Below are 23506 nucleotides of genomic sequence, written 5' to 3'. Positions count from 1 at the left end.
AATTATGAATATTCCATTTTCACCTCCGTTTATTGATCAATCGGTTATTGACCAAGTAGCACAAACACTTCAAGATAAGTGGATTACAACCGGACCTAAAGTTAAATCTTTCGAGCAAGAAATAGTTAAACTTACCAATTCTGATGCAGCAGTTTGTGTGAATTCCTGGACATCCGGAGCAATACTGATGTTAAAATGGTTTGGGATTAAAGAGGGAGATGAAGTAATTATACCAGCTTACACTTATTGTGCAACCGCTTTAAGTGTTTTGCATTGTGGTGCTATTCCTGTAATGGTAGATATCAACGATGATTTTTGTATAGATCCTGAAAAAGTCAGAAAAGCCATAACTGCGAAAACAAAAGCTATTATAGCTGTAGACATTGCAGGATGGCCATGTAATTATGTTGAACTAAAAGCTATTATTCTGGAATCGGAGGTGAATAGTATGTTTACAGCAGAGTCTGATAAACAACAACTTTTAGGACGTATCTTATTGATCGCAGATGCAGCACATTCTATCGGTGCAACGTATAACGGTTTGTCTTCGGCTAAAATGAGCGATATAGCTATATTTTCATTTCATGCAGTAAAAAATATCACTACAGCTGAAGGGGGCTGTATTTGTTTAAATCTTCCTCGCAGTTTTAATGCAATGACAGAATATGAATATCTAAAGATATATACACTTAATGGACAAAACAAAGATGCCTTGACTAAATCAAAAGGTGGTGGTTGGCGTTATGATATATTATTTCAAGGGTTAAAAATTAATATGCCAGATATATGTGCTGCTATTGGTTTGGCACAAATAAAAAAATACACTAATGAGTTATTGCCTAAGCGTAAAGAAATAGCTTCAAAATATTGTAAGGGCTTGGAGCAAATGGATTGGTTTATAAAGCCCCCTTTGCAGGATGATGAGAGAGAATCTTCCTACCATTTGTTTCCACTACGAATAATGGGTATTACCGAAGCACAGCGGGATCGGATAATAGATGATTTGGCCCAACTAGGTGTAGCCGCCAACGTACATTTTATACCGATGCCTATGCTTACTTATTTTAAAAACCTTGGGTATCATATAGAAGATTATCCTGTCGCCTATAAGCAATACTCATGTGAAATTTCTTTGCCTATTTACCCTCAGCTTTCAGATGCCGAAATACAATTTATTATTGAATCGGTAATTGCCACCGTACAAATTCAAGTAAACAAACCAGCACAGGCAGAGGCTAAAGATAAAAATAAGAAAACAAGAAAAGCAATCGTTTCAACAAGAATTTTTGGACATGGACACCAAACGCATATTTGATATTTTATTAGCCTCATTTGGCCTAATTGTACTTAGTCCGGTTTTTGTAGTAATTGCTATACTAATACTTCTAGATTCGAATGGAGGAATATTCTATCGTCAGATCAGGGTGGGAAAGAACGTGGAAGATTTTCCGCTGTTCAAATTCAGAACAATGTATGTGCATCCGAAAGACCAGCAACTACTTACCATAGGTAATCACGATACTCGTATCACAAAAATTGGATATTGGTTAAGAAAATATAAACTGGATGAATTACCTCAGTTATTAAATATATTAAAAGGCCATATGAGTTTTGTTGGTCCCCGCCCTGAGGTTCGTAAATATGTAAATCTTTATAACGAGGAGCAAATTAGGGTACTCTCCGTTAAACCGGGAATTACCGATTGGGCATCTATTGAATTTTCTGACGAATGCGAACTTTTGGAAAAATCCAATGATCCGGAGCATTTCTATATAGAAGAAATAATCCCATTAAAAATCACACAAAATCTGAAATACATCAATAATCATGATTTATGGATTGATCTGAAAATCATATTTCTGACTTTAAGAAAAATTGCGATTGGATAAAGCAGTCAATTAATACGATTCTAACTCATCAACAAAATGAAAATAGTTCACATTATAGGCGCACTTAGAAGAGGTGGAGCAGAGCGCTTTGTTGTCGACTTATGTAATGAGTTGGTAAAGAATGATCAGTATCAAATATATTTAATTTCTCTTTGTGATAATGATGCTGATACAACTTTCCTTAATGAAATCAGTGGGAAGATAAGTTATTTATCCCTACACAAGGGCAAAGGTCTAAATTTCCGGGTACTTTTTAAATTGACCAGTTGGCTGGTTAAGCAAAAAGCGGATGTAGTTCACACGCACTTAAATGCTTTTGAGTATTTGCTTTTGTATAGATTTATGAGTGGTAATTGCAAGTTTTTTCACACCATCCATTCAACAGCCGAATCCGAATGTCCGAATTTTTTAATTAAGGCATTTCGTAAAACTCTTTACAAGAAGAATAAGGTAATTCCTGTCGCAGTTTCAAATGATGGGGGCAAATCATTTAAGAAATATTATGGTTTGGATAATGTTATTGTAATTGAAAATGGTCGTCCATTTTTAACTCTGACTGATGAATATCCTGTACTTATTAAAAGATATAAAGAAAATATAAACTCTTTCCTTTTAATTCATGTGGGAAGGATTATGAAAGTGAAAAACCAGCAGCTATTAATTGAAGCTGTACAAAAGTTTAATGCAAATGAAGAGAAAAAATGCAAACTATTAATAATCGGTGATGTTCGTGATGAATCCTTATATCATCATCTTTATTCAATGATAAAAGACGACCCTTACGTTGAGTTTCTTGGAGGAAAAGAAAATATCGCTGATTTTCTAAGTATGGCAGACTTTTTCTGCTTATCAAGCTTTTATGAAGGGATGCCTATATCCTTAATTGAGGCATTATCAGTTGGATGTATATCGATTTGTACTAAGGCCGGTGGTGTTAAAGATATGATTAAGAATGAGGACACCGGCTTCTTGAGCAATGATAATAGTGTGGATTCATATTATCAAACGATAAAAAGAGCCGTTTTATATCCAGATAAACAAAAGATAAAAGAAAATAGCCTGAATTCATTTAAACAGCACTACCATATAGGAACTTCGTGTAAGAAACATGTAGATGCATACCTTGTGATCTAAACATAAATACTAAATAAACAGAACCTTTTAAGAATTTGCATAATCAGGTTTGGATATTGAAATTCTTGTTATTTAATCTTGATGAAAACATGAATAACGTAATTGACAGGTATTTTGGTGCAGACAAATGGAATATAGGATTTGTTAAACAATCTGCTGCAGATTTAATCCGGAGAAAAAGATTTAATGGAAAAGTAGTATGGCTGGAGGAGGATGAAGCCCATTATTCGGCAGACCCCTTTGTTGTCAAAATTAATTCCAGTCTTTTCATCTACTATGAGGAGCTTAACTTTTGGAAAATTAAAGGCAAAATTTCAAGAATTAAAAATTTTAATTTTAGCACTAAACAAAGGATATCTGGCCTTACACCAAAAGGGATACACTTTTCATACCCATACATTTTTGAAGAAAAGTCAAATTTTTATTGCATTCCAGAAACAGCAGATGCAGGTGAAGTAAGTCTGTATCAGCTGGATCATGAAAACTCGACCGAGTTAAAGAAGAAAAGGGTTTTGCTAGTGGGGCCACGCTATGTAGATACTTCGATTATCTACTACAAGGGAAAACATTGGCTATTTACCAATATAGATGGCATGTTAAATAATCTATACATATACTATTCAGATTCATTAGAGGAGGAATTTAAACCACATGCATTAAACCCCATTCCGGTAAGTTCAAAAAATTGCAGGAGTGCCGGAAACTTATTTATAGTAAACGGGCAACTTTACCGCCCAACTCAGAATCTGGAAATCCGTTACGGAGGATCCATCATTATTAATAAGATTTCTGAACTTTCTGAACATTCATTTAAATCAGATCCTGATTTTGAATTATTACCGGAAGCCCCTTATTTGGAAGGTATGCATAATATCAGCTTTGGAGACAATTTGATTGTTGTAGATGGAAAGAGAAGAACACATTCTCCCATTACTCCCGTACATAGATTATTAAAAAAAGTTCTTTACTAAAATATATGCCCTTATTGGCGCATAATGTTAGCTGAAAATGTGATTATTTTCAAAGGATGGATACGATTTCAAATAGATTATTATTTTTATCAATGTCTGATACTGCAGGTGGAGCAGAAAATATCCTGCGTATGGCAGCAGGTGTAACAAACAGTCCATTAATATTTCTGAAGCATGTATTTGATTCTCGCCTTTTCATACCAAAAAAACAGGAGGTAAAGTATTTAACTAAAGGGGCGCTGTTGATCGGCTTTTTAAAACTTGTTAAAGAGCTGTACCCTTACAGAAAAGATTACACGATCATAAGCACACATCCTTACCTAAATTCATATTTAGGCCTGCTCAAACGCGTTGGGTACCTAAAATCAAACCTGATTGTCCGTGAATGTACTTCGGTATTTACCCGTTATACAGGTCTCAAAAAATTAAGCTATCAGATAGCTTATAAATTAGGTTATCCAGCCGTTAATTTAATCGTCTGCCAAACGGGAATTATGCGTAATCAGCTATTAGCCCAAAATAAATTTATCCCAAACGATAAGGCTGTAATAATAGAAAATCCGATTGACCTAAATCATATATTAAGAAAAGCAGAAGCCTCTATAGATGAAAGTCTGACAGATTCAGAATTTATTTGCTCAGCCGGCAGGTTAATTCCTGAAAAGGGCTTTTCAATACTAATCCATGCATTTGAAAAAATTGCACAACAGCATGAGAACCTAAAGTTATTGATATTAGGAGAAGGCAAAGAAAGGAAAAATCTCAATACTTTAATAAAAGACACCGGTCTACAAGATCGAGTAATCCTAATGGGGCATGTTGATAATCCAATACCATATTATAAAAACGCAAAACTATGTGTTGTCTCATCTATTAAAGAAGGATTTCCAAATGTTTTGCTTGAAATGATGGCCGTAAATGACTCCGTTGTTTCAACCCTTTGCGCCGGCGGCATTGAAAAAATACCTTCTATTCTTAAAGTTGAACCCAATAATATCAACTCTTTAACATCAGCTATAGGGTTTGCGCTCGCTGATTATCCCAGCCAGAAAAACGATAGCAGGCAAGACTACCTCAAAGATCGCAGTCCTGAGCTATTTATTAGTTCCATTCTGGAAGAGATGCACCGGGTAAATAGCTTATAACTTTTAATAAAAAGACTCAAACAATCTATAATTCATCTATAAACTTATATCTTATGAAAATTTTAGTCACAGGCACGGCCGGATTTATTGGCTTCCATTTAGCCAAACGTTTGTTAGAAAGAGGAGATACAGTAGTAGGTATAGATAACATCAATGATTACTATGATGTCAACTTAAAACACGATAGACTTATAGAAACAGGAATAGATGTGACAGAACTAGAATATGGTATAAGTAGGATAAGTACCAAATATCCAAGCTATACTTTTATTAAATTGGATATTTGTGATAGTGAAAGTTTAGTGACTTGTTTTGAAACTTTTCAGTTTGATGCTGTTTGCAACCTTGCTGCACAAGCAGGTGTAAGATACAGTATCACAAATCCTGAAGTTTATGTAGAGACTAATATAAAAGGTTTTTTGAATGTTTTAGAGTGCTGTAGAAATTTTAAAATTAAACACTTACTTTATGCCAGCTCATCAAGTGTGTATGGATTAAATAAGGTAATGCCTTTTTCTACACATGAAAGCGTAAATCATCCCGTTTCACTATATGCTGCATCTAAGAAAAGTAATGAATTAATGGCTCATGCCTATAGCTATTTGTTCAATTTGCCAACGACAGGTTTAAGATTTTTTACAGTTTACGGTCCTTGGGGTAGACCAGACATGGCTTTGTATATTTTTACTAAAGCAATAATGGAAGGTGAAGAAATAGAAGTTTTCAATAGCGGTAAGATGAGTAGAGATTTTACTTATATTGACGATATTGTCGAAGGCATAGTTCGAGTAATTGATACTCCCGCACAAGCAAATCCAAATTGGAATGCGAAAAGCCCTGATCCTGCCACTTCAAAAGTACCTTACGTTGTTTATAACATTGGAAGAGGAGAACCGATAAGTTTGCTAAATTTTATTAATGAAATCGAAAAACATACTGGAATTAAAGCCAATAAAGCTTTTTTGCCTATGCAAGCCGGAGATGTTGCCGAAACTTCTGCTGACATTAATGATTTAACCAATAAGCTTCATTATCAACCAATAACAAGTGTGGGAACAGGGGTGAAAAATTTTGTAAAATGGTACAACAACTATTATACAGCGTCTTATCAAAATCAGACAAAAATTATACAAACCACAAATGGTTTGTCATAATACTGTAACATAAGGTTTTTTAACAACTTGAATAATTTTACTTGAAAACAAAAATTTAAAAAACCACAACTAACTAAATATCAATACTTAATGAAAAAACATTCAAAATTAAGTTAGATAACTACTTCATTATCTGCATTGTGTTTTAATTTACAAATCCTTTAGGTTTGCGCCCAAGATGTAAATTTAAAACACAAATTCATGCAGAAGAAATCAAAATTAATTACAAAAGTGCTAGTATTTAGCTCACTACTGTTTACAATTTTCACCTTTAGTCAATGTCAAAAAGAAGGGGTAGAAAATCTAACAATTGATGCGCCTAACGATGTGGATTTACAAAGTGTTGTTTCAACAACTTCAACTTCTGTATTCACGGTAAATATTTCAAAAGGTATTTCCGATGGCGGATTTTCGGTACGAATTCCGATGGACGCCAATTTAATAAGCGACACAAACGATAAGCCAACTGCATCAACCGTAAGAGTATTTGAAAATGGTGTTGAAATAGGCCCTTCGCACTCTGTACACCAGGAAATCAGAAACTTAGGTAAAGGTCGTTTCAGTCATAAATCGGGCTTCTTGTTTCTTTCGGCTTCTGATAACTCAGATCCGAGAACCAATCGTAAGAAATACACCTATACTGTAGGCGATCAAAGCATTACAATACCTCCAGTAGTTCCGCCAACCGGTACCACAGATCCTCCAGTATCTACTAATGAACCTATCGGATATGCTTCTGTAAATGGTAAAACAACAGGAGGTGCAGGCGGTCAGACGATAACTGTGTCAACTTTTTCAGCGCTTCAAAGTGCTGTTTCATCCTCGTCCCCATTAATTATACAAGTTTCTGGTACAATTACAGGATCTGGATTACTTAGAGTACAATCTAATAAAACAATTCTGGGCCTTAACGGATCTAAACTGATTGGTGCAAGTTTGTTTATATACGGGAAGAGCAATATCATTATCCGGAATATGACAATCAGCAAAGTTAAAACATATTCAAATATAATTATCAAAGGTGGTGCACACCACGTATGGGTAGATCACTGTGACCTTTCATCAGAACGGGTAAGCGACTGGGATTACTATGATGGATTGTTGGACGTAGGAACTGGTGCTGATTACGTCACACTATCATGGAATAAGCTGTACGACAACCATAAAGCTATGCTGATCGGTTTTAGTTACAACGAACCTGAATCTGTTGGTAAACTTCGTGTTACTGTACATAACAACTATTTCTATAATGTTTCAGAACGTTGTCCGAATGTAAGATATGGAACTGTTCATACTTTCAATAACTATTATGACAATGCAGGATTTGTTAGCTCTTTTATGGGGGCAATTGTGAGAGTGGAAAATAGTTATTTCAAAAACACTACGCTTCCGATCAGAACAGAACTTAGTCCTGTAGCAGGTGTTATCAGCGGTGAAAATACCAATATATTTGATAACTCTGGAAAAAACAAAATTACTACGGCCCCTTCAAATTGGGTACCTACTTACGAATATAAATCAGTACTTAGTGCTGCAGCAAATGTTCCATCTATTGTGATGAAAGGTGCTGGCGCAACTTTATAATCAACAGAAGTAAGTTAAAACATTTAATTGCAAGGCCATCTGACTGTAAGTCAGGTGGCCTTTTGGTTCATGTATAATTCTTTTTAATTCCACTATTATGGCAGAAAATAGAAAAAAAGTATTGATAGCGTGCGATTCTCCGCGTACATTACTTGATTTTAGGGGTAAACTCATTGAAGAACTTATCAAGAAGAATGAGGTGTTTGTTTATACCCCAAAAATTTCACAACAGCATGTTCAAGAAAAGCTAAAGAATCTTGGAGTAACTGTTTTTGAAAATCATCTGAACGGAAGTAATGTATCGATCCTCTCCGATCTTACATACATGATTCAATTATACAAGGTTATCAGGAAACTAAGACCGGATATTTTCTTTCCCTACACATTTAAACCTGTAATCTATGGAACTATTATAGCAAAGCTTTGTGGAATAGATTGTATAACTCCGATGTTAACCGGACTGGGGTATAATTTCACCGATAATGGTTCTAAAAAAAGTGTAGTGAGCCTGATAACCAAAACACTGCTTAAGTTCAGCCTGATGGAAAACCGGAGGGTCAGAATCATTTTTCAGAACCGAGATGATTTTAATAAATTAATAGAATCAGGTATAATCGGAATTAAACATCAGGCATTTGTAGTAAATGGTTCTGGTGTGGATTTGGGCCATTATGATTATTCTGAACCAGAAACTACTAATATCAGCTTTCTAATGATAGCTCGCCTTATCAATGCAAAAGGTGTAAATGAGTTTTTTGAAGCCGCGAAAACCATCAGATCCAAATACCCGGATATAAAATTCAGGCTTATTGGTTCTTTTGATGATAACATTGACTCCATTAACAAAGAACTGTATTTCAAAATCCAATCTGGAGATACCTTGGAATATATTGGGCAAGTGGATGACGTAAGACCGTATATAAAAAATTCATCCATCGTTGTACTCCCTTCGTATTATGGAGAAGGTGTACCCAGATGTATCCTAGAAGGCATGGCCATGGGAAGGGCCATCATTACCAGCGATTCTGTTGGATGTCGTGAAACTGTAAATGTTTCACCTTCCTGTATTAATGGTTTTTTGGTTCCGGTAAAAAATATTCCAGCGCTTGCTTCCAAAATGGAGCACTACATAAATAATACCCGAGATATTATCTCATATGGTATCAATGGTCGAAAATTCGCCAAAGAGAAATTTGATGTGAACCTTGTCAATGCAGAAATGCTGAAAATCATGAACGTTGGCTAGCTTGTACATCTAAAAACCTATAGTTCTTTAAAAATATTATAAGTCATGGCATATCGCTTGATCAATTTTCAACAATCGGAAGAATGGACAGCATATGTCCATAATTCTGTAAACTATGATTTTTATCATACCTGGTACTATCATTCACTAGAGAAAAACGGGGATCCATTTCTTTTCGTTTACGAAGAATCGGATGTGTTTATTGCGCTACCTCTGCTAAAAAGAGAAATTGAAAATTCAGGTTTATATGACCTGACTTCTGTATATGGTTATTCAGGGCCGATTTCCAACAGAAAATTTGCAGACATAAGTGACCAGATACTTGAAAATTTCAAGTATTTTTTCTTAAACTTCATGAACACTGGAAGATATATCTGTGTTTTCTGTAGACTTAATCCTTTTATTGACCAGAAAGTGTTGATTGAAAAAATAGGGGGTATTTCCAACAATGGTAAAACTGTATACATGGACTTATCCATTTCTATTGAAGAGCAAAGAATAGGTTATGAAAAAAGGATGGGCAGACAAATCAGACACTTGAGAAAGATGCCTTACATTATTAAAGAAGCTAAAATCGGAAATGAAATAAGTTTATTTACGGCCATGTACAATGAGAACATGCACCGGCTGAAAGCAGAAAAAAGCTATTTTTTCAACGAAGATTATTTTGCAGCAATCATTAAAGAGGATAGTTGCAAGTTAATCGTGATGTATGATGGAATTAAAATGATTTGCGGCGCAATTATTATGTGTTGTGGAGGCATAATCCGAAACCATCTGTCTGCCACAGCAGTCGATTATGTTAATCAATCGCCCAGTAAGTTACTCACGGACGAAATAAGTATAATAGGCAGGCAGCTGGGAATGAAGTATTTTCACCTGGGCGGTGGTTTGGGAGGTCGGGAAGACTCCTTATTTAAATTCAAATCATCCTTTTCAAATCTGTTTCTCGAAGATTCTACCTGGAAATTTGTATCGGATACAGTCGTATACAATGATCTGATCAAAGAAAGAAAGAGCGATTTAAATATAAATTATTTCCCCTTGTACCGTTACCCTGAAATGGCCATTAAATAAAAGAAATCCGATTTCAAAATACCGGGTTTTCAAAAAAAATAAATTTTTAACCATTAAATCTGTATGCTTTGAAAAATATATTTAATTATTCTGGAGCTACTATTAGTGACTTTGAGAATGCAATTGATCAGTTTGGTTGGGTTATATATGAAAACGCTCTTAATGAAGGGCTGATTACTCAAATTATTAATGACCTGGAACCGGCTTATTTGCAAAGAAGAGAAATCCAAACCCAAAACGGTATTGAAACAAATATGGAGGGAACCCTTCATCATTTATTGGAATGTGACAATTTTAGTTTACATTTTTTAGAACAAATGTTTTGTGATAAGGAAATACGCTTCTTTTTAGGTGGAAACTATATTTTAAATGGGTTTAGCGCGGTTATTAACATGAAAAATGATAGGCCGTATGTTCAAAATATTCATCGGGATTTGAGAAGTTTTACCGGAAATATGAAAATGATGATCCAAATGATTGTTTTGCTTGATCATTTTACAGAAGAGAATGGTGCTACTTATTTACTTTCCGGCTCACACAAAGAAGATATTAAACCAAGTGAGGAATATTTTTACAAACACGCTGACCGGGCGATAGCAAAAAAAGGCAGTATTATCTTGTTTGATTCTAACTTATGGCATGCTGCCGGTAAAAATTATACTGAAAATGCTAGAAAAGTATTAACATTAAGTTTCACCAAACCATTCTTTAAGCCGATGTTTGATTTTCCAAGATATTTAGGTTATGAATTTGGAGAATCTTTAAGTGAAAGCTTAAGGCAAGTTGTTGGTTACAACGCCAGAATTCCAGCAGATTTGTACGAGTTTTATCAACCTCCTCATAAAAGAATGTATTTATCGAATCAAGGTTAATAGTTTTTTTGAGAAAATTTAACTTCCCATTTTTATGAAAGATCAAAAAGAACTTCAGAAAACCATTGGAGGCTTTTTTCAGTTACAACTCTCAAATGGCGAAGAATACTATCCTTCACTCATAAAATTAAATACAACCAGAAATGCATTGGAATATATATTGAAGGTTAAGGGGTATACTAAAATTTATATACCCTATTTTACGTGTGATACGATATTGGAACCTATGTTAAAATTGGCAGTTCCATATGAGTTTTATACACTGGACAAACAGTTAGACCCTATAGTTGATTTTGAAATTGGATATACTGAATGCTTTTTGTATACCAACTATTTCGGCATAAAACAGCATACGGTAGAAAAATTAAGCAAAAACGTTAAAAATTTAATTGTTGATAATTCGCAGGCCTTCTTTTCAAAACCAATAGATAAGATCGATACAATATATTCATGCAGAAAGTTTTTTGGCGTCTCTGATGGTGCTTACTTGCAACTTAATAGTAGTCTCCGATTGAACATAGAAACGGACATATCTTTTGATAGATTGTTACATCTTATAAAGAGTATCGATGTTGGGAGTGAAAATTCATATGGGGATTTTGTTGAAAACGATAAAAGTCTTGAAAACAACGATATAAAAAAGATGTCTGTTCTAACGCAGAAAATTCTTTCTGGAATTAATTATCAAAACAGTGAAAAAATAAGAAAACAAAACTATAATTATCTGCAGGAAAATTTGGCTCTAATGAATGAACTTGATATTGAAATACCTTTAGATGCTGTTCCTATGGTATACCCTCTTCTTATTTCAAATGATAAAGTTAAAACTAAACTTATAGCGAATAAAATATTTGTTCCTACCTATTGGCCTAATGTTTTTAAGTGGACAAACGAACAGATGTTTGAAAATCATCTGGCAAAACACCTTGTCCCACTACCAATAGATCATCGGTATACTATAAAAGATATGGAACGAATAGTTTGTGTGTTGAAAAATATAATACATGAACTAGCATCCTAATTCTATTTACTAGCCACTTTATTTTTTGATTCACATTATGAATTTACTTTAAATCTTAAAAAAAATAGGATGGATAATTTAGTTTATATAAGACCATTGGTTTTAAGCGATGCAAATGTCTCTTATCAGTGGAGAAATGATTCTGACATCTGGAAATATACTGAATTTAAACCTGATAGATACATTTCTTTAGAAACTGAACAGGAATGGATAAAAGGCAAATTAGAGAATAAGAATGAACGACGGTTTGCAATTTGTCTTAAAGAAAACAATCAATACATAGGAAATATTCAGTTATTAACTATAAATAATGGACTGGCATCCTTTCATATATTCATAGGTGAAAAAAGCTTATGGGGAAACGGAATAGGCAAGCAAGCTACAAAGCTTATATTAAAGTATGCTTTTTTCGAACTAGGTTTAAAATGTGTCTTATTAGAGGTAAATCCATTAAATATTTCTGCTTATAAAACTTACGAAAGAATGGGTTTTGTTGCAGTAGGCTCCAATGAAGCAAATGGATTTATTAAAATGAAATTAAATAAAAAAGAGTTTCCCATCCAACCTTAGTTCACTTACTATCATGAGAAAATTAATTACTCTTTTTCACAAAGAGCAATGGAAAGCCTACGTATGGCGCCAATGAGAAAATATATAATTCCTTAGTTGATCGTATAGGAATCGATCCTAATAATAAGATTGAGTATTTCCCCTTATACAGATGCGACTTTATGCCGTTAAATAATGTAATACTCCAATATTAGCTGATATATGTTAGTATTTGATTAACCTCTTGGTCTTGTGTCCACCTAAAAATGTATCCCATGATTAAATTACTTACCCTTAACGAAAGAAGCGAATGGAATTCCTACATTAAACGCTCTTTTGTACACGATTTTTATCATACCTGGCATTATCATTCTTTAGACAATAGTGGTGATCCTATACTCTTCATTTATGAAGAAGGTGAAAATTTCATAGCCTTTCCGTTCCTCAAAAGAGTTATCCCTGATTCGCCATTTTTTGATTTAAGCTCTGTGTATGGATATCCTGGACCAATTGCAAGTAAAAAATTCGAACACCTGGATGAAGGATTAATCGATAATTTTAAAAAGTCATTTTTAAAATTTCTGAAAAACGAACAGATAGTCTCCGTATTCTCCCGATTGAACCCTTTTTTTGATCAGTATATTTTGATGAAAGAATTTGAGGGGGTTCATGAAAATGGACTTACTGTTGCACTCGATCTGAATTTACCTTTAGATGTTCAGCGTAAAAAGTACGATCGGTCTGCCACTAGAGCGATCAAAAGGTGCCGGAATAAAGGATACTTCGTAAAGGAATCAAAACGACAGGAAGATATTGATACATTCATTGATATCTATACAGAAAACATGCGTCGAATCGGCTCAACTGAATACTATTTATTTGATAAACAATACTTTACAAACCTAATTCATTCAAAAGAGTTTGACTGCAGATTATTATTGGTTTATTTAGGTGATGAAATAACATGTGCAATGATCATCTCTTTTTCTCACGGCATTATTCAGGCACATTTGGTTGCTACTAAAGCATCATATTTAAATCAATCTCCTGCAAAATTTCTAGTTGATGAAATTACCATTATTGGACGGGAAAGGGGAATGAAGTTTTTTCATCTAGGTGGGGGGCTCGGCTTTAAAGAAGATTCCCTATTCCGATGGAAATCGGCTTTTTCAGATCTATTCTTAAACTATAAAAGTTTCCGGTTCATTGCAAACCGCAAAGCATACAACTATTTGCTTGATAAGCGAGGAATTGATAAAAAAATAGCAATCGACTATTTCCCTTTATACAGAGCTTTCATTACCTTATTTTCCTCTCTATTATTTATCTATAATTACTCTTATTATGAAAAAGTTATTATTTAGTAATAAAGTACATTCAAGATGGCTGATATTATTGATCGATCAGTTAATCGTAATCTGGACACTCTTTATGTCTTTATTGCTGACAAAAAAAATTGAATCTGCTGAATTGTTTTACACCAGCGATATCCTATATATAGGACTTTACAGTGTGATCTCTATTTACGTGTTTATCAACATGAGAATTCATACAGGAATCATAAGATATTCCAATACAGAAGATATCTTCCGCGTATTCATGGCGGTGCTAATAAGCAGTATTGGTTTTATGCTTATCAGTAATTTGTTGGTTGCTCCATATTTTAAACTTCCGTGGAAATGGTTTGACGAAGTACTGTTATTGAACTTTTTTATTTCTTCATCCTTGTTAATTATTTTGAGAATATCCGTCAAACACATTTTTGGATATTTAAAAGATTTACAACCCGGAAATAAAAAGGATAATATTTTAATTTATGGAACTGACAACACCTCAATTCTGGTGAAACAAGCATTGGATACCTGTCAGGAAACACCTATAAATGTGTTTGGTTTTATTGATGATGATCAGGATAAAATAAACAAACATATAGAACAAAAAAATGTATATCCGTCATTTTGCATAGAAACACTTAAGAAAAAATATGCTATCAATAAAGTTTTATTAGTTGGGAACGATCTAAATAGTAATGGAAAAAAGAAAGCAATTGAAAAATGTATAGAACTGGGTATTAAAGTGGTTACAGTGCCGTCTTCTGATAAATGGCTATATGGTAAATTAAGTCCTAATCAGATACAGGACTTGAAAATTGAAGATCTTTTACAGCGGGAACCTATTATCCTCAAAAAGAATAATGTATCAAAAGAGATAAACGGAAAGAGAGTTTTGATTACCGGAGCAGCAGGCTCAATAGGCTCCGAAATTGTACGTCAGGTTTTAAACTATAACCCAGAGTATATCATCCTCTGCGATCAGGCAGAAACACCTTTACACGAACTTCAGCTTGAAATTCAAGATTATTATCCCGAAGGTAAAATCAAAATATTCATGGCCAACATTCAGAACAAAAGCCGAATGAAAACACTGTTTGAAGAATTTAAACCACAGATTGTTTTTCACGCAGCGGCTTATAAACATGTTCCGATGATGGAAAATAATCCTGCAGAAGCTATATTAACCAACGTATTGGGTACGAAAAACATATCCGAGCTTTCGATAGATCATGAGGTAGAAAAGTTTATTATGATTTCTACAGACAAAGCTGTAAAACCTACTAATATTATGGGAGCTTCTAAACGTCTTGCAGAAATGTATATCCAATCGCTAAATAACAATAATATATTATCAGCTTCGGAGAACGTTAGAGCAAATTTTAAGAGTTTACTTAAACCAAAAACCAAATTTATTACGACCCGTTTCGGGAATGTTATGGGGTCAAACGGATCTGTCATTCCGAGATTTAAAGCTCAGATAGAAAAGGGTGGCCCAATAACAGTTACCCATCCCGAAATAACCAGATATTTTATGACTATTCCTGAATCTGTACAATTGGTATTGGAAGCTGCAGCAATGGGAAATGGAGGTGAAATCTTTATTTTTGATATGGGAGACCCGGTTAAGATTGTTGATCTGGCAAAGAACATGATCAAACTTGCCGGCATGGCGCCTGATAAGGATATCAAAATTGTTTTTACCGGACTACGCCCCGGAGAAAAGTTATATGAGGAGTTACTCCTTTTGGAAGAAGAAACTATTCCGACCCATCATCAAAAGATTAAAATATCTAAAATTATTGATTATAGCTTTAATTATGTTCATCAGGTTACAGAGGAATTATTGTGCTTAAATAGCTTGAACAATGACTATGAAATGGTAAAAAAAATGAAAGAAATTCTACCAGATTTCATCAGTAATAATTCCAAATATGAAGAGCTAGACTTGTGTGAGACTAATTAGATCAACTTTTACATTTTTTTATTATGGGCATACACGTAGGAAATATTCTAAAACAGGTTCTTCGAATGGAACGTATTGGGATTAGCGAATTATCCCGAAAGCTTAAAGTAAGTAGAAGAACAATATATAATTGGTTTGAACAAGAAAATTTGAATCTTCAAATTCTCTTAGAAGTTGGTAATATAATTGGACACGATTTCACGGCCGAACTACCTGAAACGTTAGTAAAAAACCATCGTCACGTGCTTAGTGCACAAGATGCTTCTTCTGTAAAAAATACAGATGCCGATGATAATTCTGTTTATTTCTGGATGAATAAATATATTGGCTTGTTAGAAAAATATAATGATCTATTAAATCTCATTTCCGAGAACTCACCTTCAAATAAGAATTCAACAGGCAAAAATGGTTATTTTTTATTGTAAAGATGACCTGAAGCCTACCCTCCTATTGTAATCTCACCCTAACTAGCTATATCCAAAACTAAATAATTCCAATAGTATATCGTATCAATAATATTAATGCTTGACGGAGAAAGTTCTTTGATAAAACTTCCATTATCTTTTGCAACCTTGATAGGGGTCTGAGGAGGATAATAAGTGTAAATAAATTTACCACCTGGAAGAATCAATATTGATATCAAAACATAAATGGCAGTTATTGTACCGGTTACTTTTAGAAATATCTTAACACCTTTTTTGAGAGTCAACTTTCTCATTTAGTTTTTTGTTTTGTTTTGATAGGCTCCAAAGAAGCCTTATAATCCTTAGGATTGAATATAATCCCAATATGCGCTAGATAAAATTCATGTAGTAATAATCCCTTTTTTGAAATCATCTGGGGTTTGGCCGGTGAACCTCTTGAAAAATCTAGTAAAATATCCTCTATCCTCAAAATTCAGTTCATAAGCGATCTCTTTAATTGTGTGATCACTTTTAATTAGCTTACGTTTCGCCTCTACAATTAATCTGATATGTAGTAATTGAGTTAATGACTTATTCATTTTCTCCTTTAATATTTGATTTAGCCTTTTTTCTCCAAGTCCCAATTTACCACTATAGAAAGATGCTCGACGTTCAGTTTTATAGTATTGTTCCATTAATACTATGAATTCATAAACACGTTTTTGATTGACATCCTGTATAAGAAAGGCTTTCTGGTTCAATCTTATCAGGTTCAGTAAGAACACCTTTAAAAGAGATTTTAATACCAAATAAGTTCCCTTGGGATTCTGATACTCATCAATTAGAAGGGAATAAAGGTGCTTAAATCGTACAGTTACTTCAGCATCAAGCGGAATAATAGAATATTGTCCCTGCATATTGAAGAGTTTGAATACGTCCAACGCATATTCTTTGTCATCTTCTTCCAAGTACTCACGCTTAAATGATATGATATAGCCATTCTTGTCTTTCATATCCACTTGAATTGAGCGAAAGGGGGGAACGAGATAAATGTACTGTTTATCCGTAATTTGATCTTCAAACGCTAACTCCTTGTAGCTAAACCAAATCATTTCAAAGTATTCTTCCCTATCGACACTTCGAAAATATTGCTCGGGGCATAAATGAAGATCATATACTATTAATTTATCGAAATCAATTGGGTGGCTTAATTTCATTCATTCAGAAGTTAATAGAAACACAAAGGCTACCTTTAGTGTTTAAAGATAGCTTTTTAATAATAATTAAACAATTACATGACGTCTCCAAGAGAATGTATTTTTACTTTCTGTCCTGTTTCCCGCTCGTATAATTCAGGAAGAAATATTCCAAAATTGCTCATCTCTTCATGACAATGCGTACACAGTCCAGCTCCTACCTCATCCGGATATATCTTCATCCTGGTCTCATAATCATTTGCTAGATCATTACCTTCAAATAAGCCCAACCAAAACCTACTTCTCATTTCACATCCATAGGCTGTATCTCTTATAAAGTGAACCATTTTAGCGGCATATCCGGGTAACCCATCAATTCCTAAACGGGCATGAATTGCTGTAAAGCCTAATTCATCAAATTTTGAGGTATCAAGAATATTGACAGGATCTTGGAAATTTATCTTCAGTTTGTGTACCTCTTCACCCCCAAGTCTCTCATGGGCAATATGGGTTCCCCCGATATACTTCCCGGTTCCTCTTTCTCCGATCCAATCACTGAAAATGTGGTCTTTCTTATGCCACCAAGAGTATTGTTCGGTAGTTTGGATATAGCCAAACCACCATTCAATCATTTTGCCGGTAATATTGGGTAGACTTGAACGTGCTGCAACAACAGTAAGTCCATCATCATAGCGATGATACCCAGCTTCAAATGGTAAAATAGCCAGGTTTTAACAAGTCATTAGCTTCTTCGATTCTCATAATATTTGATATTTGTTATTTCTCTCACAAAGATGCCATAGGCAGCCTGCAAATTCGTGTACTTTTTGCCAGTGATGTTGAACTATTTGGAATCTCAAATAATTTTCACAATGTATTTAGAAAAATTTTATTAATTATTTACTCTGTCATGTACATAATGACCCTAAATTCTATGACGAGGTAGCACTAGCTGGTGTCAAGTAAACCACCAGTCAAACGTTTCAGAAGTTAGGCGTAGTTTATTAATGTGGAGGCTATTATTGAATCGCCACTTCTATTTTAGGAGGTTTATTATAAAATAATGTTATGCAAACAATCAAAGCTAAGAAAGCGGAAACGCGAAATACCGCTCGGTGATTTGATGATAGCATCCCCAAAAAAGAAGAGAGAAATTGTCCGCCAAAAATACCAATGGAATAGTAACTTAAATTTCGGCCTCTATTTGTTGCATCACTATGCTCAACAATCAGGTGATTTAATAAAGGTACAGTGAATCCAAAGCCTGCTCCCATCGCCAAAGCCGCGAGAAATAAAACTAAAGTAGTCTCAGCAAAAGAGAAAAAAAATAGTCCTAAGCCAAAGAGTAAAAATCCTAACGAAACGGTGTTATTTGAGCCTATCCATTTTGACATTTTTGGCATTTGCCCTACAAATACAACTGCAACAAGAGAAATAAATGCCATGAAATAGCCAGTATTAGATTCACTAAAATTAAAAGCTTTTGGCAAGTATTGAGGTAGTCCAACAAAGACAACAAAAAATAAGGTCATAGAAAGCGTAGAACAGACACAAAAAGTTAGGACCTCTTTTGAATTAATGTATTTTCCATTGTTAAATGATGGATTGGCTCCAGATCTGACTGACTTTTTAGCTTTTTCAGAATCAAAACGAGGAATGTACAATATAATCAGAATTGCACATATAACGCCTAAAAGATAAATCAAGAAGGGAAGATGCCAATCTATTTCACCTAAAACTCCTCCTATGCTTAAGAAGACCACCCCGCCAATTTCAATTGACATGCCTTGCCTTGCCATCATTTTTATCCTTTTCTCACCATCAAAAAACTCTGCGATTAAACTGGAACTGGAAGACTGTATGGCAGCTGTCGCGGCACCTAATAATAACCTACCAGCTACCACCACATAAAAATTACTTAATACCGCACCTAGTACCCCTAACAGGGCATATGGAATCAGCCCCCAGTAGATCATTACATATGGTCCTTTTTTGTCAATTAGCTTGCCAATGATAGGAGCAAATAATACTAAGCCAAGCGAGGGCAGCGTAATTAGCCAACCCGGGCTTTCAACAAATCCTAAGTGTTTTGAAATTTCTGTTAAAGATGGCGCCAATACAGTGCCCACCATGATCGTAAGGCTACTTGTCAGTAGAATAGCAAAGGTTCCTAATTTCGATAATTCTTTCATGTCTTTCACCAATTATATGATTAAGATTAACATCTCAAAGATCCGCACGTATAGGCCTTTGATTCGTGTATTATTATCTAATCATATTGAACTATTTGGAATTACAAATGCGGTAAAAACCAAGATTATCTTTAATTATATAACTGCTAAAGATGATATCTAAAGACAATAGCTTTAAAATATTATTTTATATGGCCAGCTGTCCTCCGACTGCCAGCTACAAATTGTCTATTCAGCGCGCAACCTGTCAACTGGATTGGTTCTTGCGGCCCTATAAACCCTCATTCCGACAATTAATCCACAACACAATACAACGGTAAATAATGTACTGATATATGGCATAAGACCAGGACTTGAATGATAGTAATAGATAACCTGAAAAATAAATTTACCGGTGAACAAATAGCCTAATACAGAACCTATCACAAATGCTATGAGAAGAATGCGTATAAATTCTTTACTGATCAATTGGATAATCTGTAATATTGAAGCGCCCAACACTTTACGAACACCGATTTCCCTATTTCTTCTATCTATATTTAAGGAAATCTGGGCAAATAAACCGGATGCGGATAAGAGCAACGTCGTAATGGCCAGAAAAAATGCGATAGATTTAAAAGCTTCCGTCATGCGAATCTCTTTTTCAATTACATCAGACTGGAAGTAGGCACGGTATGGCATATTGGGTAGCAGCCGGTTCCACGTCGACTGTAGATACCTGTTTACCGCTACCAATTTATCCTTATCTGCCCGAATGACCATAGACTTATACTCATCCGGTCGGGCCAAATGCAATACACAGGGAGGTACAAGTCCATGAAGTCCATACTCTTTATAATCTTTCACAACACCAACAATGGTATAGTTAGTACTATCCAAGGTGACCTGCTGCCCAATAGCCTGTTTCAGCTGCGATCGCTGCAAAAATGTTTCATTGACTATAATAGATTTGTCTGCGTCAGTCCCTATATTAAAAAAATGACGGCCTTGGACTAAACGGATTCCCATACTATTCAGATACTCCTCTCCCCCAATACGTGCTACCTGCGCCTGTATATTCTCTTTTCCAACCTGGGCATTTTGCGTATAAGAACTTTCGCCGATCTGTTCCGTTGTTCCTGCTACATTTTTGATAGCTGGATTCTCTTTGACGGCAGCGCTGAACAAGGCATATTCTTGTGGGTTATTGATAGTGATAACCGCTACTTCATTGATAGCATAACCAAAATCGGCTTTCTGCTGGAATTTTGCATTGTTGGCCATAACAATCCCCACAACCAGCGCAAAGCATGATAAGCTGAATTGGGAAATCAGTAAAAAACGTGTAAATCTATTGGAAGCCCCCAAAGCTGTTTTCCCCTTTAGGATTGACACTGGCTGGAAGGAAGTAATATACATAGCAGGGTACAAACCTGAAAGCATCGCACAGATAGCCGGGATACATAGCAAGAAAAGCCAGAAGCCAAAATCCCGTCCATAATCGGGCGAAAGCGCAAGGCCGGTAAGTTGGTTGATAGTCGGTAGCAGTAATTGGACAAAAACCAGAGCCAATATAGCTGCTGATAGGCAGAGTATCATATTCTCCGTTAAGAATTGCCAAACCAATTGTCGTCTTACCCCTCCTATTACTTTTCGAATACCGATTTCTTTCAATCGGCTACTGGCAAAGGCTATAGAGACATTGGTAAAGTTAAAACAGGTAATCAACAATAGCAACAGTGACATAATCGCGGGTATAATCACCAATACTCCACGTGGATTCGTGACCAGCTGACTACCATAAATATAACCGGGCATATCAATATCAGAACTGGTCGCCAGTTCTGAAAAAGGCTGTAATGTAAATCCTTCTATTCGCTGACCTGTATGATGCTGATTGTTTAACGCAACATAGCGATTTAGATTAGCTATAACGGAGGTAGCCTTATTGCTGTCATCCAATTCCACAAATGTGGTGATGCTCTTTGAATGCGTCCAATTATCTGAGTTGGTAAAACCAAAGTTCCCCCCATTGTTAAACGATGTAATGATATCAAACTGAATACTTGAGTTGGCAGGAATCCGTTTTGTCACCGCAGCAATTGTGTAAACACGAAGTTGACCGTCTGCACCGATAAGCGTAACGGACTGACCTACTGGAACCTGTTTTGGGAAATATTTATCAGCGAGTGTTTCACTGATGACTATTTGATTGGGTTGATCAAAACCTGATAAATTTCCGTCACGTAGGGGAAAGTTAAATAAATCAAAGAGCGGTCTATCGGCAAAATGGATGTGTTCATCAAAAGTATAATCACCGATCTTTACAACCACAGCTGCATTACCTAAACGGGCGATCTGTTTAGCTCCGGCATTCTCTTTCACCATTGCATCTGCCATCGGTCCGGGCACAGTCCCCCAGAACTGCTTATTGCCGTCTACCATACGGATACTATTCAAGCGGAAAACATGTTTATCACTTGTATGATTTTGGTCAAAGCTTGATCTATAGTTGTAATTGAGATATGATAATATACAGCAAGCAATGGCAAACCCAAGACCTATCGTATTTAGAATCACATAAACTTTGTTGCGCCAAAGTATACGGAGAGCAATCTTGAGATAGTTAGAGAACATAGGATCAGTTTTATCAGCAGCATGCCAAATACCATACCAGTTGTCGCGACAAGCTCACTTATGCCATCTGAAAGCTATCACGGCCTATTCAGGTTTTTACTTGGAAAAAGAGAAATGTACGAATATGAACAGTTTATAAACAGATTGTTCACGCGCGTACACCAATTATTATCAAAATTGCTAACTTTACCGACTAAAACTATATCCTGCTGGATGTAGCTTTAAAATTTATTTGGGCATATTGTTGGATCGGATAGACTGACCATGCGATTCCGTCTCAAATTGACCGTTTAAATTGAAGTTCGAACTAATAGATTTAAAATCTATAGATATATTATTTTAACGGTTAGTAAAAACTATATGTTGCCTTTAAAGTACGGTCTTCAAAATAATGACCCTTTGCAGTATCCGACTTTCGCTGTATGGAGATCAAAAAACCTTTTTCATCGTAACGCATTCCCAGCTCGCTTACTTTGCGTCCATTCCAAATATCTTTCATCAGTTTCAGGTTTCGATTTTGGTCATAGACATACTTTTCAGTTTTGGGATCAAGGGAAGACGGCGCATCGGTGAGTTGTAATAAAAGTCCTTCCTTGAATTGGTACAGTTCCGATGGTGCTTTCTCGACGGCACAGCCATTATGTAGAAACAACATTGCCGGATGTCCTTTAAAATAGTAATATGTCTTTTTTTGATAACAGGTATCCAGATTGCCGATATTTTTACTAAAATTGAAATATTCGGTACGTTCTTCTGCCTCGAATTCGTTTTCGTTATTATATCGTATGCTAGTCATACTTAGGATCATGCCATCGGGGTTAAAACCGTAAATATATTTCATCCCAATCTTCTCTTCACCCTGAAGCAGAATACGCTTTACATTATTGTTTTTTCATAAAATTGAGATTAAATGAAAAAACAGTTTTTGTAAAATAATCATCGTCCTCCAAGGGTGTAACGTTATAGAATGGTAGTGCTTGAGCCTTTCCCACAGCCACAAAACCTTTATGGTTCCAATGAAGTCTGCACTCAAAGATAGGCACTTCTCTATTAAGGCCAACACAAATGTATTTGGTGATTGGATTTCTTAACAATGCTTACTTTGGAAGTTTAATCGAAACTCACAGAGGGCACTAAGCTAAAATAAGCAAATTTTATT

General features: G+C 35.1%; 21 protein-coding genes. 15 read left to right on the top strand and 6 right to left on the bottom strand.

Translation table 11 applies throughout. The features are described 5' to 3' along the window. Positions 1–4 precede the first annotated feature (4 nt). From B3600_RS14920 to B3600_RS14850, 15 genes are all read left to right on the top strand, one after another. Positions 5–1315 (top strand): DegT/DnrJ/EryC1/StrS family aminotransferase, encoded by a 1311-nt coding sequence (locus B3600_RS14920; protein ID WP_286753481.1) that lies wholly within the window; start codon positions 5–7, stop codon positions 1313–1315. Then, the gene (locus tag B3600_RS14915; RefSeq protein WP_286753480.1) at positions 1293–1889 is read left to right on the top strand and encodes a sugar transferase; all 597 of its coding nucleotides are present in this window, start codon (positions 1293–1295) and stop codon (positions 1887–1889) included. Before B3600_RS14920 ends, B3600_RS14915 begins: the two co-directional genes overlap by 23 nt. Before the next feature lie 36 nt (positions 1890–1925). Beyond that, complete coding sequence (locus tag B3600_RS14910) at positions 1926–3023, top strand: glycosyltransferase family 4 protein (protein ID WP_286753479.1); 1098 nt, start codon at positions 1926–1928, stop codon at positions 3021–3023. A gap of 89 nt (positions 3024–3112) precedes the next feature. Continuing rightward, positions 3113–3994: a glucosamine inositolphosphorylceramide transferase family protein gene (locus B3600_RS14905; RefSeq protein WP_286753478.1), complete on the top strand. Its 882-nt coding sequence runs from the start codon at positions 3113–3115 to the stop codon at positions 3992–3994. 56 nt (positions 3995–4050) lie between these two features. After that, positions 4051–5139, top strand: a complete 1089-nt coding sequence (locus tag B3600_RS14900; RefSeq protein WP_286753477.1) for a glycosyltransferase — start codon at positions 4051–4053, stop codon at positions 5137–5139. 53 nt (positions 5140–5192) lie between these two features. After that, a complete protein-coding gene (locus B3600_RS14895) occupies positions 5193–6293 on the top strand; it encodes an NAD-dependent epimerase (protein WP_286753476.1) in 1101 nt (366 codons plus the stop codon). Positions 6294–6494: 201 nt separating this feature from the next. Further along, positions 6495–7877, top strand: coding sequence for a pectate lyase family protein (locus B3600_RS14890; protein ID WP_286753475.1), 1383 nt, complete (start codon positions 6495–6497; stop codon positions 7875–7877). Positions 7878–7974: 97 nt separating this feature from the next. Then, entirely contained in the window at positions 7975–9123 is a 1149-nt protein-coding gene (locus B3600_RS14885) for a glycosyltransferase family 4 protein (protein WP_286753474.1), read from the top strand. 45 nt (positions 9124–9168) lie between these two features. Next, complete coding sequence (locus B3600_RS14880) at positions 9169–10200, top strand: GNAT family N-acetyltransferase (RefSeq protein WP_286753473.1); 1032 nt, start codon at positions 9169–9171, stop codon at positions 10198–10200. A gap of 68 nt (positions 10201–10268) precedes the next feature. Beyond that, positions 10269–11072 carry a phytanoyl-CoA dioxygenase family protein gene (locus B3600_RS14875; RefSeq protein ID WP_286753472.1) on the top strand — a complete coding sequence of 268 codons (804 nt, stop codon included), beginning with the start codon at positions 10269–10271 and terminating at the stop codon, positions 11070–11072. Between the two features lie 34 nt (positions 11073–11106). Further along, positions 11107–12093, top strand: coding sequence for a hypothetical protein (locus B3600_RS14870; RefSeq protein WP_286753471.1), 987 nt, complete (start codon positions 11107–11109; stop codon positions 12091–12093). Between the two features lie 69 nt (positions 12094–12162). Then, the gene (locus tag B3600_RS14865) at positions 12163–12663 is read left to right on the top strand and encodes a GNAT family N-acetyltransferase (protein WP_286753470.1); all 501 of its coding nucleotides are present in this window, start codon (positions 12163–12165) and stop codon (positions 12661–12663) included. A gap of 254 nt (positions 12664–12917) precedes the next feature. Further along, the gene (locus tag B3600_RS14860; RefSeq protein ID WP_286753469.1) at positions 12918–14006 is read left to right on the top strand and encodes a GNAT family N-acetyltransferase; all 1089 of its coding nucleotides are present in this window, start codon (positions 12918–12920) and stop codon (positions 14004–14006) included. Continuing rightward, a complete protein-coding gene (locus B3600_RS14855) occupies positions 13987–15939 on the top strand; it encodes a polysaccharide biosynthesis protein (RefSeq protein WP_286753468.1) in 1953 nt (650 codons plus the stop codon). The genes B3600_RS14860 and B3600_RS14855 overlap by 20 nt, the downstream gene beginning before the upstream one ends. 65 nt (positions 15940–16004) lie before the next feature. Next, the gene (locus tag B3600_RS14850; RefSeq protein ID WP_286753467.1) at positions 16005–16364 is read left to right on the top strand and encodes a hypothetical protein; all 360 of its coding nucleotides are present in this window, start codon (positions 16005–16007) and stop codon (positions 16362–16364) included. A gap of 38 nt (positions 16365–16402) precedes the next feature. Here the strand turns inward: B3600_RS14850 and B3600_RS14845 are convergent, their stop codons facing one another. From B3600_RS14845 to B3600_RS14820, 6 genes are all read right to left on the bottom strand, one after another. Further along, the gene (locus tag B3600_RS14845; protein WP_286753466.1) at positions 16403–16657 is read right to left on the bottom strand and encodes a hypothetical protein; all 255 of its coding nucleotides are present in this window, start codon (positions 16655–16657) and stop codon (positions 16403–16405) included. Positions 16658–16744: 87 nt separating this feature from the next. Continuing rightward, the gene (locus B3600_RS14840; protein ID WP_286753465.1) at positions 16745–17560 is read right to left on the bottom strand and encodes an AraC family transcriptional regulator; all 816 of its coding nucleotides are present in this window, start codon (positions 17558–17560) and stop codon (positions 16745–16747) included. A 74-nt stretch (positions 17561–17634) separates the two neighbouring features. Continuing rightward, a complete protein-coding gene (locus B3600_RS14835; RefSeq protein ID WP_286754002.1) occupies positions 17635–18261 on the bottom strand; it encodes a DAPG hydrolase family protein in 627 nt (208 codons plus the stop codon). Positions 18262–18558: 297 nt separating this feature from the next. Beyond that, positions 18559–19731: an MFS transporter gene (locus B3600_RS14830; protein WP_286753464.1), complete on the bottom strand. Its 1173-nt coding sequence runs from the start codon at positions 19729–19731 to the stop codon at positions 18559–18561. A 228-nt stretch (positions 19732–19959) separates the two neighbouring features. After that, positions 19960–22347, bottom strand: a complete 2388-nt coding sequence (locus tag B3600_RS14825) for an ABC transporter permease (RefSeq protein WP_286753463.1) — start codon at positions 22345–22347, stop codon at positions 19960–19962. Between the two features lie 346 nt (positions 22348–22693). Continuing rightward, positions 22694–23188, bottom strand: a complete 495-nt coding sequence (locus B3600_RS14820) for a hypothetical protein (protein WP_286753462.1) — start codon at positions 23186–23188, stop codon at positions 22694–22696. Between the last annotated feature and the right edge of the window lie 318 nt (positions 23189–23506).

Source organism: Sphingobacterium sp. UBA2480, from assembly GCF_002341965.1.
Taxonomy (GTDB): Bacteria; Bacteroidota; Bacteroidia; order Sphingobacteriales; family Sphingobacteriaceae; genus Sphingobacterium; species Sphingobacterium multivorum.
This window is presented reverse-complemented; position numbering and strand designations above follow the sequence as displayed.